The 15631-nt window shown below is 53.9% G+C and carries 15 protein-coding genes; 10 read left to right on the forward strand and 5 right to left on the reverse strand.

Annotation, left to right across the window (positions count from 1 at the left end; all coding sequences use genetic code 11):
- Positions 1 to 666, forward strand: a complete 666-nt coding sequence (locus ACMYSL_RS28530; protein ID WP_434660894.1) for a TIGR02117 family protein — start codon at positions 1 to 3, stop codon at positions 664 to 666.
- Between the two features lie 46 nt (positions 667 to 712).
- On the opposite strand, the gene rpmE is transcribed toward ACMYSL_RS28530, so the two are convergent.
- Entirely contained in the window at positions 713 to 928 is a 216-nt protein-coding gene (gene rpmE / locus ACMYSL_RS28535; protein WP_110276155.1) for a 50S ribosomal protein L31, read from the reverse strand.
- Positions 929 to 1169: 241 nt separating this feature from the next.
- Here rpmE and priA point away from each other — a divergent pair, with 241 nt between their 5' ends.
- From priA to rraA, 7 genes are all read left to right on the forward strand, one after another.
- Positions 1170 to 3365 carry a primosomal protein N' gene (gene priA, locus ACMYSL_RS28540; protein ID WP_181484212.1) on the forward strand — a complete coding sequence of 732 codons (2196 nt, stop codon included), beginning with the start codon at positions 1170 to 1172 and terminating at the stop codon, positions 3363 to 3365.
- Positions 3366 to 3515: 150 nt separating this feature from the next.
- Positions 3516 to 4544, forward strand: a complete 1029-nt coding sequence (gene cytR, locus ACMYSL_RS28545; RefSeq protein ID WP_110276153.1) for a DNA-binding transcriptional regulator CytR — start codon at positions 3516 to 3518, stop codon at positions 4542 to 4544.
- A 91-nt stretch (positions 4545 to 4635) separates the two neighbouring features.
- A complete protein-coding gene (ftsN, locus tag ACMYSL_RS28550; protein ID WP_182235501.1) occupies positions 4636 to 5607 on the forward strand; it encodes a cell division protein FtsN in 972 nt (323 codons plus the stop codon).
- A gap of 90 nt (positions 5608 to 5697) precedes the next feature.
- A complete protein-coding gene (gene hslV / locus ACMYSL_RS28555) occupies positions 5698 to 6228 on the forward strand; it encodes an ATP-dependent protease subunit HslV (protein ID WP_110276151.1) in 531 nt (176 codons plus the stop codon).
- A gap of 9 nt (positions 6229 to 6237) precedes the next feature.
- Positions 6238 to 7572 carry an HslU--HslV peptidase ATPase subunit gene (gene hslU, locus ACMYSL_RS28560; RefSeq protein WP_110276150.1) on the forward strand — a complete coding sequence of 445 codons (1335 nt, stop codon included), beginning with the start codon at positions 6238 to 6240 and terminating at the stop codon, positions 7570 to 7572.
- Between the two features lie 192 nt (positions 7573 to 7764).
- The gene (gene menA, locus ACMYSL_RS28565) at positions 7765 to 8691 is read left to right on the forward strand and encodes a 1,4-dihydroxy-2-naphthoate polyprenyltransferase (RefSeq protein WP_182235500.1); all 927 of its coding nucleotides are present in this window, start codon (positions 7765 to 7767) and stop codon (positions 8689 to 8691) included.
- Positions 8692 to 8783: 92 nt separating this feature from the next.
- Entirely contained in the window at positions 8784 to 9269 is a 486-nt protein-coding gene (gene rraA, locus ACMYSL_RS28570) for a ribonuclease E activity regulator RraA (protein WP_181484216.1), read from the forward strand.
- A gap of 60 nt (positions 9270 to 9329) precedes the next feature.
- Here rraA and pfkA read toward each other — a convergent pair whose 3' ends face one another.
- The 3 genes from pfkA to cpxP form a co-directional block, all read right to left on the reverse strand.
- On the reverse strand, positions 9330 to 10292 hold the full coding sequence (pfkA, locus tag ACMYSL_RS28575; protein WP_182235499.1) for a 6-phosphofructokinase: 963 nt from the start codon (positions 10290 to 10292) through the stop codon (positions 9330 to 9332).
- Positions 10293 to 10495: 203 nt separating this feature from the next.
- Complete coding sequence (gene fieF, locus ACMYSL_RS28580; protein ID WP_112216337.1) at positions 10496 to 11392, reverse strand: CDF family cation-efflux transporter FieF; 897 nt, start codon at positions 11390 to 11392, stop codon at positions 10496 to 10498.
- 158 nt (positions 11393 to 11550) lie between these two features.
- Positions 11551 to 12054 carry a cell-envelope stress modulator CpxP gene (cpxP, locus tag ACMYSL_RS28585; RefSeq protein ID WP_181484219.1) on the reverse strand — a complete coding sequence of 168 codons (504 nt, stop codon included), beginning with the start codon at positions 12052 to 12054 and terminating at the stop codon, positions 11551 to 11553.
- A gap of 149 nt (positions 12055 to 12203) precedes the next feature.
- On the opposite strand from cpxP, the gene cpxR reads away from it, so the two are divergent.
- Both cpxR and cpxA read left to right on the forward strand, forming a co-directional pair.
- Positions 12204 to 12902 (forward strand): envelope stress response regulator transcription factor CpxR, encoded by a 699-nt coding sequence (cpxR, locus tag ACMYSL_RS28590; protein WP_110276144.1) that lies wholly within the window; start codon positions 12204 to 12206, stop codon positions 12900 to 12902.
- Positions 12899 to 14272, forward strand: coding sequence for an envelope stress sensor histidine kinase CpxA (gene cpxA / locus ACMYSL_RS28595; RefSeq protein ID WP_110276143.1), 1374 nt, complete (start codon positions 12899 to 12901; stop codon positions 14270 to 14272). The genes cpxR and cpxA overlap by 4 nt, the downstream gene beginning before the upstream one ends.
- A gap of 40 nt (positions 14273 to 14312) precedes the next feature.
- On the opposite strand, the gene ACMYSL_RS28600 is transcribed toward cpxA, so the two are convergent.
- Positions 14313 to 15563 carry an MFS transporter gene (locus tag ACMYSL_RS28600; RefSeq protein ID WP_434664309.1) on the reverse strand — a complete coding sequence of 417 codons (1251 nt, stop codon included), beginning with the start codon at positions 15561 to 15563 and terminating at the stop codon, positions 14313 to 14315.
- Positions 15564 to 15631: the final 68 nt, after the last annotated feature.

Below are 15631 nucleotides of genomic sequence, written 5' to 3' on the forward strand. Positions count from 1 at the left end.
ATGAAAAACCTGTTCATCGCATGGATGTGCTTTCTACTGTATGGCTGCACCACCTACCCGCAGGCCATCAAACCCACGGCAGAAAAACCGTCGCTCGGGCCAGAAATCTATATCGTCAATCACGGCTGGCATACAGGGATTATCCTGTCTGCTGACGATGTAAACACGATTCTGCCGCAGCTTAAAACGCGTTTCCCCCAAGAGGTACAATGGTATGAAATCGGCTGGGGCGATAAGGGCTTTTACCAGTCTCAGGAGATAACCAGCCGGCTTACGCTCCAGGCGATGTTCTGGTCATCCGGTGCGGTGATGCACGTTGTCGCCTTTACCGGGACGCCCGGACGCTATTTTTCCGGCAGCACGGTGGCTGAATTAAGCCTGAGCACAAGCCAGAACAGCAGTCTACTGCGCTACATTGGCCGCAGCTTTGCCCGCGATGAAACAGGCAAGCTGATACCGTTAAAAAAAGGGATCTACGGCGACAGCCAGTTTTACGCGGCAAATGGCCGTTATGGGATACTCAATACCTGTAATAAATGGACGGCAAAGGGGCTGGAAAGCGCGGGGATGACGATTAATCCCTCGCTAAAACTGACGGCGGGAAGCGTGATGAAGGCAGTGGAGAAGAATAAGGCTTGTCTGAATTTATACTGCTATCCTCTGTAAAACAGAGACAAAAAAGCCGCCCTGAGGCGGCTTCTTCTTCAGCAAATTACTTGCTGGTACCCGGCACGCTGAAGCGCTTGTTGAAGCGGTCAACACGGCCACCGGTAGCAACATCACGCTGTTTGCCGGTGTAGAACGGGTGGCATTTACCGCACACGTCGAGGTTCAGGTCGTGACCAACGGTAGAGCGGATTTTAATGACGTTACCGCAAGAGCAGTTTGCAGTAACTTCGTCGTATTTCGGATGAATATCTTTTTTCATGGGAGAACCTCAGTTAAGGCCGCGTCGCTCTTCCAGCCCTAACGCCAGACACCACGCGATGTTAATAATTTCCCGTCGCTATTCCGCTATGCGAAATCCCCGGGTAATAGATTTTGATGCTGCACAAAGCACATCAAAGGCGGCGAATCATACAGAATTTGACCAGCATATGCAAACTGATCCGCGAGCCCTTATCACAATGTGTATACTAACCCGCCAGATTTCAAGTCAGGAAGATTAAATGCCCGTCGCTCACGTTGCCCTGCCCGTTCCGCTGCCCCGCACTTTTGACTATTTGCTGCCTGACGGTATGCCGGTCAAAGCGGGCTGTCGCGTGCGCGTTCCGTTCGGCAAGCAGGAGCGCATCGGCATCGTAACGGCGATCAGCGAGCGGAGCGAATTACCGCTCAATGAGCTCAAACCGGTTGCTGAAGTCCTCGACGCCGAGCCCGTCTTCTCCTCTTCCGTCTGGCGACTACTGCTGTGGGCAGTGGATTACTATCATCATCCGATTGGCGATGTGTTATTCCACGCGCTACCGATCATGTTGCGCCAGGGGAAACCCGCCAGCGCGACGCCGATGTGGTACTGGTTTGCCACCGAGCAAGGGCAAGCGGTTGATATCAATAGTCTTAAACGCTCACCAAAACAACAGCAGGCGCTGGCGGCACTGCGTCAGGGGAAAATCTGGCGTCATCAGGTTGCCGAGCTGGAATTTAACGACGCCGCGCTACAGGCGCTGCGGGGTAAAGGTCTTACTGAGCTGGCCAGCGAAGCGCCTGGTATCACCGACTGGCGAACAAGCTTCTCGGTACCCGGAGAACGCCTGCGTCTCAATACTGAACAAGCGACCGCCGTTGGCGCGATTCACAGCGCCTCAGACAGCTTTTCCGCCTGGCTGCTGGCCGGGATCACCGGGTCCGGGAAAACGGAAGTTTATCTGAGCGTTCTGGAAAACGTGCTGGCGCAGGGTCGCCAGGCGCTGGTGATGGTACCGGAAATCGGCCTGACGCCGCAGACTATCGCCCGTTTCCGCCACCGTTTTAACGCTCCGGTAGAAGTGCTGCACTCAGGTCTTAACGACAGCGAGCGTCTTTCGGCGTGGCTAAAAGCCAAAAACGGCGAAGCGGCGATTGTGATCGGCACCCGTTCGTCGCTGTTCACCCCATTCAAAGACCTTGGGGTGATCGTTATCGACGAAGAGCACGACAGTTCTTACAAACAACAGGAAGGCTGGCGCTACCACGCTCGCGATCTGGCGGTCTGGCGCGCACATAGCGAGCAGATTCCGATTATTCTTGGTTCGGCGACCCCAGCGCTGGAAACGCTTTATAACGTTCGTCAGGGCAAGTATCACCAGTTGAAGCTAACCAAACGTGCGGGCAATGCGCGCCCGGCCCAACAACATGTTCTGGATTTAAAAGGGCAGCAGCTCCAGGCCGGGCTTTCTCCGGCGCTGATCGGCCGCATGCGTCAGCATCTGCAGGCCGATAACCAGGTGATTCTATTTTTAAATCGCCGCGGCTTCGCGCCTGCGCTACTGTGTCACGACTGCGGCTGGATTGCGGAATGCCCACGCTGCGACAGCTACTACACGCTGCATCAGGCCCAGCATCATCTGCGCTGTCACCACTGCGACAGCCAAAGGCCGATTCCACGCCAGTGCCCCTCCTGCGGCTCAACGCACCTGGTACCGGTGGGGCTTGGAACCGAGCAGCTTGAGCAAGCGCTGGCACCGATGTTTCCCGATGTGCCGATTTCCCGTATCGACAGGGATACCACCAGCCGTAAAGGCGCGCTTGAACAATACCTTGCCGACGTTAATCGCGGCGGCGCGCGCATTCTTATCGGTACCCAAATGCTGGCGAAGGGCCATCATTTCCCGGATGTCACCCTGGTCTCTCTATTGGACGTTGACGGGGCGCTGTTTTCCGCTGATTTCCGCTCAGCGGAGCGTTTTGCTCAGCTCTATACGCAGGTTTCGGGACGCGCAGGCCGCGCTGGTAAGCAGGGTGAAGTGATCCTTCAAACTCATCACCCGGAGCACCCGCTGCTGCAAACGCTGCTCTATAAAGGATACGACGCGTTTGCCGAGCAGGCGCTAGCGGAGCGGCAGAGTATGCAACTGCCGCCGTGGACCAGCCACGTTCTGATTCGCGCGGAAGATCATAATAATCAGCAAGCTCCGCTATTTTTACAGCAGTTGCGTAACCTACTACAGGCCAGCCCGCTGGCTGACGATAAGCTCTGGGTGCTCGGCCCGGTACCGGCGCTGGCACCGAAGCGTGGAGGCCGCTGGCGCTGGCAGATTCTGCTCCAGCATCCGTCACGCATTCGTCTGCAGCACATCGTCAGCGGGACCTTGGCGTTGATTAATACCTTACCGGAAGCGCGCAAAGTGAAGTGGGTCCTGGATGTCGATCCTATTGAAGGTTAAAGCTTCTCTTGCGAGGCGGATCGAAAAATTCAACCGCCATCACGTTTTTCATGAAAATTCTGTAACTCTCTGGATGTACTATCTGTTAAAAATGTTGCTGATGTCAGAACGCAAGGGATGTGTCTGCGCCAGTCAGCGAGGAGAAAACAGGTGAAGCCCAAAAAACAGGTGGTTGCCGCCACGATGAAAGACGTTGCCGAGAAGGCAAACGTCTCTACGGCAACTGTATCCCGAGCGTTAATGAACCCCGATAAGGTTTCGCAGAGCACCCGTAACCGGGTAGAACAGGCGGCGCTTGAAGTCGGCTATTTACCACAATCGCTCGGGCGCAACATGAAGCGCAATGAGTCGCGCACTATCCTGGTGATTGTGCCGGATATTTGCGATCCCTTCTTTAGCGAGATTATTCGCGGCATCGAAGTCACCGCTGCGGAACAAGAGTATCTGGTGCTGATTGGCGATTGTGCTCATCAGAACCGTCAGGAAAAAACCTTTATCGATCTGATTATTACCAAGCAGATCGACGGTATGCTGCTGCTGGGTTCGCGCCTGCCCTTCGATGCGGGCGTAGAAGAACAGCGTAATCTGCCGCCGATGGTGATGGCTAATGAGTTCGCGCCCGAGCTGGAGCTGCCGACGGTGCATATCGATAACCTCACCGCCGCATTCAACGCCGTTAACTATCTGCAAGAGCTAGGTCATCGCCGCATTGGCTGTATCGCTGGTCCGGAAGAGATGCCGCTTTGCCATTATCGCCTGCAAGGCTACGTTCAGGCGCTGCGCCGCAGTGGAATGACCGTCGATCCACACTATATCGCTCGCGGTAATTTCACCTACGAAGCCGGAGCCAATGCGCTGGAACAGCTTCTGTCATTACCTGTACCGCCAACGGCTGTTTTCTGTCATAGCGACATTATGGCGCTGGGCGCACTCTCGCTGGCGAAACGTCGCGGGCTGAAAGTTCCTGAAGATCTGTCTATTATTGGCTTTGATAACATCTCTTTGTCTGAATTTTGCGATCCGCCATTGACGACCGTCGCGCAACCGCGTTTTGATATTGGCCGCGAAGCGATGCTGCTTTTGCTGGATCAGTTGCACGGGCACAACGTCAGCAGCGGCTCTCGATTACTCGACTGCGAGCTCATCGTTCGCGGCAGTACGCGCAAAATCCGAACATAACCATCAGGCTTTCGGGCCTGCTCTTCTGGTCAAAGGCCCGCCGCTTAAGTAACATGGCGGGCTGAAAAACGAATAAGACAGCGAAACGATAGTGGCACAACGAGATTATGTACGCCGCAGCCAACCGGCTTCTTCGCGGCGCAAAAAGAGCAATACCCGAAGCTCAAGGAACAAGCAAAGCGGCCTTTCAGCGGTTTCGCCCACTATGGTTGCGATCGCGGCGGCAGTGCTGGTGGCTTTTATCGGTGGACTGTACTTCATCACGCACCACAAAAAAGAAGAAGCTGAAGCGCTGCAAAACCGCCAGGCGGCAGGTAACGGCTTACCGCCGAAGCCGGAAGAACGCTGGCGCTATATTAAAGAGCTGGAAAGTCGCCAGCCTGGCGTTCGTGCGCCTACTGAGCCGACAGCCGGTGGTGAAGTCATGAAGCCGGAACAGCTGACTAACGAACAGCGCCAGCTGCTAGCGCAAATGCAGGCCGATATGCGTCAGCAGCCCACGCAGCTGACCGAAGTGCCGTGGAATGAACAAACCCCGGCGCAGCGCCAGCAAACCCTACAGCGCCAGCGTTTAGCTCAGCAGCAGGTGCAGCAACAGCAGTTAGCACAGACCCAACAGCAAACTCAGGTTCAGCAGCCGCGAACTCAACCACGAGTTGTGGAGCAGCCCAAACAGGTACAGCAGCCGAAGCAAACCGCTTCAACCCAGCAGCCGTATCAGGATCTGCTGCAAACGCCAGCGCATACCAGTACTGCGCAGCCTAAAACGCAGGCCGCCGCACCGGTGACCCGCGTCGAGGAAGCACCGAAAACCGCCGCGACGGAGAAAAAAGACGATCGCAGCTGGATGATTCAGTGCGGGTCCTTTAAAGGCGCCGAGCAGGCGGAAACCGTTCGCGCACAGCTGGCATTTGAAGGCTTTTCCTCGCACATCACCACCAACAACGGCTGGAACCGGGTAGTGATCGGGCCACTGAAAGGCAAAGACAACGCCAGCAACATGATTGAACGCCTGAAGATGGCCGGACACGCAAACTGCATTCGTCTCGCCGCCAGGGGTTGAAACCCTCAAAATCCCCCCCATTTATAATTGCATTCTGCCCCGCGTAAACGCGGGGCCTCTATTCCGCTTTTGCAACCAAGGGGTCTGCTCGTGACTACAATTGTAAGTGTTCGCCGTAACGGCCATGTCGTTATTGCCGGTGATGGCCAGGCTACACTGGGCAACACCGTAATGAAGGGCAACGTGAAGAAAGTTCGCCGTCTGTACAACGACAAAGTGATTGCAGGCTTTGCTGGCGGTACCGCTGACGCCTTCACCCTGTTCGAACTGTTTGAACGTAAGCTCGAAATGCATCAAGGCCACCTGGTGAAAGCCGCCGTTGAACTGGCGAAAGACTGGCGTACCGATCGCATGCTGCGCAAGCTGGAGGCGCTTCTGGCCGTGGCTGACGAAAACTCATCGCTTATCATCACCGGTAACGGTGACGTGGTGCAGCCAGAAAACGACCTGATTGCTATCGGCTCCGGCGGTCCTTACGCCCAGGCCGCAGCCCGCGCCCTGCTGGAAAATACCGAACTGGGCGCACGCGATATCGCAGAGAAAGCGTTGAATATTGCAGGTGATATCTGCATATATACCAACCACTTCCATACCATCGAAGAATTGACCTCCAAAGCGTAAGGATCTCCCATGTCTGAAATGACCCCACGCGAAATTGTCAGCGAACTGGACAAACACATTATCGGCCAGGACGCAGCCAAGCGCTCCGTCGCCATCGCTCTGCGTAACCGCTGGCGTCGTATGCAGCTTAACGAAGAGCTGCGCCACGAAGTCACGCCGAAAAACATTCTGATGATCGGCCCAACCGGCGTCGGTAAAACCGAAATCGCCCGTCGTCTGGCAAAATTGGCCAACGCGCCGTTTATCAAGGTTGAAGCAACTAAATTCACCGAAGTAGGCTATGTTGGTAAAGAAGTGGATTCGATTATCCGCGATCTGACCGATGCAGCGATCAAAATGGTCCGCATGCAGTCCATCGACAAAAACCGCTACCGTGCAGAAGAGCTGGCGGAAGAGCGCATCCTTGATGTGCTGATCCCTCCGGCAAAAAATAACTGGGGCCAGGCTGAACAGCCTCAGGAACCTTCTGCCGCGCGCCAGTCTTTCCGCAAAAAACTGCGCGAGGGGCAGCTCGACGACAAAGAGATTGAAATCGATCTCGCGGCTGCGCCGATGGGCGTTGAAATCATGTCCCCTCCGGGCATGGAAGAGATGACCAGCCAGCTGCAATCAATGTTCCAGAATCTGGGCGGCCAGAAGCAAAAACCGCGTAAGCTGAAAATCAAAGATGCGATGAAGCTGTTGATTGAAGAAGAAGCGGCGAAGCTGGTCAACCCGGAAGAGCTGAAGCAGGATGCTATCGATGCGGTTGAGCAGCACGGTATCGTGTTTATCGACGAAATCGACAAAATCTGTAAACGTGGCGGCAACTCTTCAGGCCCTGACGTTTCACGCGAAGGCGTACAGCGCGACCTGCTGCCGCTGGTTGAAGGCTGCACCGTCTCCACCAAGCACGGGATGGTGAAAACTGACCACATTCTGTTTATCGCCTCCGGCGCGTTCCAGGTGGCCAGTCCGTCTGACCTGATCCCAGAGTTGCAGGGGCGTCTGCCGATTCGCGTTGAGCTGAAAGCACTGACCACCCATGACTTCGAGCGCATCCTGACTGAGCCGAACGCCTCTATCACCGTGCAGTATAAAGCGCTGATGGCGACTGAAGGCGTTAATATCGAGTTCACGGAAGATGGCATCAAACGCATTGCTCAGGCCGCCTGGCAGGTCAACGAAACCACTGAGAACATCGGTGCGCGTCGCCTGCATACCGTACTGGAGCGTCTGATCGAAGATATCTCCTACGACGCCAGCGAAATGAACGGTCAAAGCGTGACTATCGATGCAGAATATGTCGGTAAACATCTGGATGTTCTGGTGGCAGATGAAGATCTGAGTCGTTTTATCCTATAATCCGGTTCAATATATTTTCATCACTATAGATGGGGCTATAGATACCCAAAATAATTCGAGTTGCAGGCAGGCGGCAAAGGAATGAATCCCCAGGAGCGTACATAAGTACGTGACTGGGGTGAATGATTATAGCCAACGTACCTGCAGCTTGAAGTATGAAGGGTAGAGCCCCATTTTTATTGGCCGGAACCTATGACTGAACAACCGATAAACAAAACCCAGGCCTGGCTGGAAAGCCTGCGCCCCAAAACGTTACCTCTGGCCTTTGCCGCCATCATTGTCGGCTCCGCTCTTGCCTGGCATCAGGGCAGTTTCGATCCCTGGGTTGCCCTGCTGGCAATCATTACCGCCGGTTTACTGCAAATACTCTCCAACCTCGCCAATGACTATGGCGATGCGGTCAAAGGCAGCGACAAACCCGATCGCATCGGCCCCCTGCGCGGTATGCAGAAAGGGGCAATTACTCAGGCACAAATGAAACGCGCGTTAATTCTGACCGTGGTGCTGATTTGCCTCTCTGGCCTGGCGCTGCTGTTCTCAGCCTGGCAAACCATGGCCGACTTTATCGGCTTTATGGTGCTTGGCGTGCTGGCAATTATCGCAGCCATTACCTACACCGTCGGCACCCGACCTTACGGATACATTGGTCTCGGCGATATTTCCGTGCTGGTTTTCTTCGGCTGGCTTAGCGTTGTCGGAAGCTGGTACCTTCAGGCGCACAGCATTGAAGCGGTCATTTTCTTACCCGCGACAGCCTGCGGCCTGCTGGCTGCTGCGGTATTAAATATTAATAACCTGCGTGATATCGACAGCGACCGTGATAACGGCAAAAACACCCTCGCCGTACGTCTGGGGCCCGTTAACGCTCGTCGTTACCATGCCTGTCTCCTCATTGGCGCTCCGCTGTGCCTGGCGCTGTTTAATCTCATCTCGCTGCATAATCCCTGGGGCTGGCTGTTCCTGCTGGCTACGCCGCTGCTGGTTAAGCAGGCGCGTTTTGTGATGCGCGAGCGCGAGCCTGTGGCCATGCGCCCGATGCTGGAAAGAACGGTAAAAGGCGCGCTGCTGACCAACCTGCTGTTTGTTATCGGAATTATTCTCAGCAAGCTGGCAGGTTAACTGACAAATATCAATTAACAATTGATGATTTTGCCAACAACACGATTCCCGAGATATACTGAAAATTCTCGCAGCAACTGAACGTTAAGCCTATGAAATACGATACTTCCGAGCTTTGTGACATCTACCAGGAGGATGTCAACGTCGTGGAACCTCTGTTCTCCAACTTTGGGGGACGGTCGTCGTTTGGTGGACAAATCATCACGGTGAAATGTTTCGAGGATAACGGGTTGCTCTACGATATGCTTGAGCAGAACGGCCGTGGTCATATCCTGTTAATCGATGGCGGTGGTTCCGTTCGACGCGCATTAATCGACGCCGACCTGGCGCGTCTGGCCGTACAAAACGAATGGGAAGGGTTAGTGGTCTATGGCGCAGTGCGCCAGGTTGACGATCTGGAGGAGATGGATATCGGCATCCAGGCGCTGGCCGCCATTCCCGTGGGAGCCGCAGGTGAAGGTATCGGCGAAAGCGACGTTCGCGTCAACTTCGGCGGCGTCACCTTCTTCTCTGGTGACCATCTGTACGCTGATAATACCGGGATAATTCTCTCAGAGGATGCTCTGGATATTGAGTAACACCCTCGTTCATAAAAAAGGCCTTCTCTCTGAGAAGGCCTTTTTATTTCACACAAGAGATTAGTACAGCTTCTTAGCGCAATCCAGCCAGTCACTTTTGAACGGACGCTTCATGCTTTCGATGGCGTCAATGATATCGTGATGAACCAACTTCTCATTCTGAATACCAACACAGCGACCGCCAAAGCCCTGCAGCAGCAGGTCGATAGCATATGCGCCCATACGGGATGCCAGAATACGGTCATAAGGAACCGGGGAGCCACCGCGCTGGATGTGGCCCAGTACGGTTGCACGGGTTTCACGACCAGTCTCTTTCTCGATGTACTCAGCCAGTTCGTGGATATCGCACATGTGTTCAGTAATGGCCACGATCGCGTGTTTTTTCCCTTTGGCGATACCGGCTTTAATTTCTGTCACCAGATCATCACGGGTGTAGTCAACTTCAGGAACCATGACGAATTCACAGCCGCCGGAGATTGCTGCTGCCAGGGTCAGGTCGCCGCAGTAACGGCCCATCACTTCAACAACGGAAATACGTTGGTGAGAGGAAGAAGTATCACGCAGGCGGTCAATCGCCTCAACAACGGTGCTCAGCGCAGTAAAGAAACCGATAGTGTAGTCAGTACCTTTAATATCGTTGTCGATAGTGCCCGGCAAACCGATGCACGGGAAGCCCATTTCAGTCAGGCGCACAGCCCCCATATAAGAACCGTCACCACCGATAACGACCAGCGCATCCAGGCCGCGTTTTTTCATATTCTCAAGAGCAACTGCGCGAATGTGTTCTTCGCGGAATTCCGGGAAGCGCGCCGATCCCAGGAAGGTGCCGCCACGGTTGATCATGTCGGAAACGCTATAGCGGTCGAGCTGAACCATACGATCTTCATACAGGCCGAGGTAACCGTCATAGATTCCAAAAACTTCCAGACCTTCCGTTAATGCCGCGCGCACAACGCCACGAATTGCTGCGTTCATGCCCGGCGCATCACCGCCACTTGTCAACACACCGATTTTCTTAATCATGACTACCTCTGAACTTAGGAAGCAAAAAATAATCCTGTTGCCTGAAGCGCCCCCTCACCAGGAGTGCCCATCGATAATTGCAATAGTATATCAAACGCTTCTGGCTGAATTGATTCAGGTCAGACCAAATGGCGGTAATTTATACAAATAATGCCGATCCGCCCCACATTTTTACATCGAGTTTACAGACTATAACCGAAAGCTCATAAAACACCCTGCTGTGCTAACGGCACTACAGAGCACGGATCCTGATGAATAATCACATCAGAACCCGGAAAACGGTGCAGAATCGCCTGCTCCACCTGGTCGGCAATCACATGAGCCTGAACCAGCGGGAGATTATCTTCCATTTCCAAATGTATCTGAATAAAGCGAGTCGGCCCTGACTGCCGTGTTCGTAGATCGTGCGCCCCGCTGACTCCGGGCCATGCGGTCACGATATTGATAATGTCCTGGCGTTCCTCATCAGGAAGCGCGCGGTCTAATAACGACTGGACGGCGTCATAAGCCATGCGCAGCGCGCTATATAAAATATAGACGCCAATACCCAATGCAAACAGCGCATCGGCACGATGCCAGCCATACCACGAGAGGCCGAGCGCCACCAGAATTGCGCCGTTCATCATAACATCAGACTGATAATGAAGCATATCCGCCCGTACTGCCTGACTTTGGGTTTTTCTCACCACCCAGCGCTGGAACGTCACCAAGACCAGAGTGCTTATCAGCGCAATGAGCGTCACAATCATCCCGACCCCCGCCGCCTGCATCGGTTCAGGGCGCACCAGGTGCTGAATACCGGTCAGGAACAGAAATAATGCCGAGCCGGAAATAAACATACTTTGTGCCAGCGCGGCCAGCGACTCCGCCTTACCATGGCCAAAAGTATGTTCTTCATCGGCAGGTTGTAGCGAATAACGCACGACTAACAGATTGGTTAACGAGGCTGCAATATCGACTAACGAATCAACCAACGCCGCCAGAATACTCACTGAGCCGGTATACCACCACGCAAAAATTTTGATCAAAAGTAACGCAGAGGCCATCACCGTTGCCGCAATAGCCGCACGGCTCACCAGCTGCCCATAGGATTGATTCATAAACGCTCCTTACTTCGCGATGCGCTTAGTATAACCCGATCTTTTGCCGGGACGGGGAGCAAGGGAGAGGCCATTTGGCCGAATGACAGGCAAAAAAAACCCCCACATCATGTGGGGGAAGACAGGGATGGTGTCTATGGCAAGGAAAACAGGGTTTGTTACTGGGGTTGCAGGGTATTGCTACTACTGGAAAGCATCATCGCTGAGCCTTTTTGCATCCTTGCAACCTCACGCAACTGATCCATTCGTTGCTGGTGCTTAGCATTTAAAACCGCTTGCTGCTCTGGCGTTAACAGGTGGTACATCTGGTTGCGAACTTTTGCCATTTCAACCTGGCGGGCAACCTGTTCCTGCGCCATCTTATCTGCCTGAGCGCGTACAGCGTTTTCATCAAAATTTTCTGCGGTGACAAGGCTATGCATTGTCTCCATTTCGCTAACATTAACGGGTAACCTGTCGTGGCGTGCCCGGTGCATAAGATCACGTAACTGCTGTCGTTGGTGTTCGGTTAAACTTATGCCGTCAAACATATGGCTCTGGCCGCTGCGCTGTGCCCCGACATCTCCGGGTAGCCAGTTAACGCTGGTGACGACTTCAGCAGCCTGGCTATATGCACTTAGCACCAGCGTTGAGGCCATGACGGCAGCGATAACATTGCGCATCACATACTCCCAAAACGTTTGTGTCGCGATTCAACGAGAGACAGTTTACGATGCAGGCTGCAAACATGCGTCAGGGGGTGTAAAACAACGTAAAGTCATGGATTAGCGGGCCTTGATGACGTAATTTCTGCCTCGGAGGTATTTAAACAATGAATAAAATCCTGTTAGTAGATGATGACCGGGAGCTCACCTCCCTGTTAAAAGAGCTGCTCGATATGGAAGGTTTTAATGTGCTTGTCGCCCATGACGGGGAACAGGCGCTGGCCCTTCTTGACGACAGCGTCGATTTACTTTTGCTTGATGTGATGATGCCGAAGAAAAACGGTATCGATACGCTCAAAGAGTTGCGTCAGACACACCAGACCCCGGTTATCATGCTAACGGCCCGCGGCAGCGAGCTGGATCGCGTTCTTGGCCTTGAGCTGGGCGCGGACGATTATTTGCCTAAGCCGTTCAACGATCGCGAGCTGGTGGCGCGTATACGCGCTATTCTGCGCCGTTCCCACTGGAGCGAGCAGCAGCAAGTGACCGAAGCTGGTTCGCCGACGCTGGAAGTGGATGCCCTAAGCCTTAACCCGGGTCGCCAGGAAGCCAGCTTCGATGGACAGACTCTGGAGCTGACCGGCACCGAGTTCACCCTGCTCTACCTGCTGGCGCAGCATCTCGGCCAGGTCGTGTCGCGTGAACACTTGAGCCAGGAAGTGCTGGGCAAACGTCTAACGCCGTTTGACCGCGCTATCGATATGCACATCTCCAACTTGCGGCGTAAGCTGCCAGAGCGCAAAGACGGCCATCCGTGGTTTAAAACTCTGCGCGGACGCGGCTATCTGATGGTATCGGCTTCATGATTGGAAGTTTAACCGCACGCATCTTCGCTATTTTCTGGCTCACGCTGGCATTGGTGTTGATGCTGGTTCTGATGCTGCCCAAGCTGGACTCGCGCCAGATGACCGAGCTGCTGGAGAGCGAGCAACGTCAGGGCATCATGATTGAACAGCACGTCGAGGCCGAACTGGCGACCGATCCGCCAAACGACCTGATGTGGTGGCGTCGTCTGTTTCGTGCCATCGATAAGTGGGCTCCGCCGGGCCAGCGCTTGCTGCTGGTGACCAGCGAAGGACGCGTTATCGGTGCTGAACGCAACGAGATGCAGATTATCCGCAACTTTATCGGCCAGGCGGATAACGCCGACCATCCGCAGAAAAAGCGCTATGGTCGTCTGGAAATGGTCGGGCCCTTTTCCGTGCGGGATGGCGAAGATAACTACCAGCTCTATCTGATCCGCCCTGCCAACACGTCGCAATCAGACTTTATCAATCTGCTCTTTGACCGGCCGTTATTGCTGCTGATCGTCACGATGTTAGTCAGCGCCCCGCTGCTGCTATGGCTCGCATGGAGTCTGGCTAAGCCCGCGCGTAAGCTGAAAAACGCCGCCGATGAAGTCGCTCAGGGCAACCTGCGTCAACATCCGGAACTGGAAGCCGGCCCGCAGGAGTTTTTAGCCGCCGGGACCAGCTTTAACCAAATGGTGACCGCGCTGGAACGCATGATGACCAGCCAGCATCGTCTGCTGTCCGACATCTCCCACGAGCTGCGCACGCCGTTGACGCGCCTGCAGTTAGGCACCGCATTGCTGCGCCGCCGCAGTGGGGAGAGCAAAGAACTGGAGCGCATCGAAATGGAAGCGCACCGGCTGGACAGCATGATCAACGATTTGCTGGTGATGTCGCGTAATCAGGCTAACAACGCGTTGGTCAGCGAGACGGTAAAAGCTAATCAGCTTTGGGGTGAAGTGCTGGATAACGCCGCATTTGAAGCCGAGCAGGTAGGGAAATCGTTCACTGTGGAGTATCCGCCAGGGCCATGGCCGCTGTACGGTAACCCCAACGCGCTGGAAAGCGCGCTGGAGAATATCGTGCGTAACGCGCTGCGCTACTCGCATACGAAGATTTCAGTGAGCTTCTCGGTGGATAAAGACGGGATTACGGTGAACGTCGATGACGACGGTCCGGGCGTCAGTCCGGAAGATCGCGAGCAAATTTTCCGTCCGTTCTACCGGACCGACGAGGCGCGCGATCGCGAGTCTGGCGGTACCGGCCTGGGGCTGGCGATTGTTGAAGCCGCCATTCAGCAGCACCGCGGTTGGGTGAAAGCCGACGACAGCCCGCTGGGCGGTTTGCGCTTAACCATCTGGCTGCCGCTGTACAAACGTTCATAACGGACTTCCCCGGAATACCATTTCCGGGGAAGCTCAGATCTTATGCTGCCGCAGTTGTTGCCGTGAGTTTTTGCTTCTTAATCCGCTTAACCAGCAGCGTCGAGCAGACAAACCCCATTAAGCTGAACGCAACCATCACGCTAAAAACGTAGTTGTAGCCGGTGATGCCGCTGTGGGTGTCCAGCAGCCAGCCATACAGCGTATAGGCAAACATCGCTGGCATATAACCAATAATGCAGCCAAAGGCCATGGCAGAACCAGCATACTCACGCGGTGTACCAATCTCATCCATTGGTGCGAAGAAAATGGCGCGCTGCGAGAAAATAATCGCCCCAAATCCTAACGTTGCCGCCATTCCCACGTACACATTCATAGACTGATGGGGCAGCTGCATAAAGATAATCATGGCGATAGCAGAGATCAGGAACGTCCACTTCAGATAAACCGTGGGTGATTTGGCAACCTTATCAGCCAGCAATCCCCCAATCGGTCCACCGACCATTTTCAACGCATACTGGTTAATAATGCCGTACGCCCCAACCAACGCGACCGGCAGCATATAGATATCTTTCAGGAACGGGATAAAGTACGTCAGCCCGCAATAAGCGGCGTACACGAAGAAGATACCAAAAGCAGCCAGCCAGACATTCGGGCAGGATAAAATATGTTTAATGCCTTTTAACACTTCGATGTTGGCGCTGGCTTTTTCGCCGCCTTTTACTTTGTCATCATCGACAATAAAGTAAGTAATAACGCCCGCCGCCAGCGTGATTATCGTATAGAACAGCAGACCAGCCTGCATGCCCGCTTTTCCTTCGCCGAAATGGACAAAAACAAATAGCGCACCGGAGGCAACAATAACATCCACCACACCGCGTCCGGCCTCTAAAAAGCCAAACATACGTCCCTGCTCTTCTTGCGTACCGAGCAAGCGAACCGCTTTCAGCAAGACCGGCCAATAAACTACATCAGCAAAAAAGGCCATGGCGGCAAAACAGACCAGATACCCGGTGAAGGATGGCAAAGTCGATAAATACAGACCACATAAACCAACACCGATTAAACCAAAGGGTAATAGTATCTTTTTAGAGTAACGATCTGCGATATATAGCGAGAGAAAAAGCCCTGCGGTCTGAACGATTGTATATACCGTAAAGCTCAGACCAATTTGCGTATTTGTTAATCCCCAGTCATTTTGCATTGGTACATAAAACACATCCTTCATACTGGAGAGCTTGAATATTGTACCTCCCCCCAAAATCAAAAAACACAGCCGTGCCCATTTATTCATGAACATAATTCACACCCTCATTGCTGGTTGAGAGAAAAGCTCAATTAATCAAATGAATAACCAATCAT

This window comes from Klebsiella sp. MISC125 (genome assembly GCF_051131775.1).
Classification (GTDB): Bacteria; Pseudomonadota; Gammaproteobacteria; order Enterobacterales; family Enterobacteriaceae; genus Klebsiella.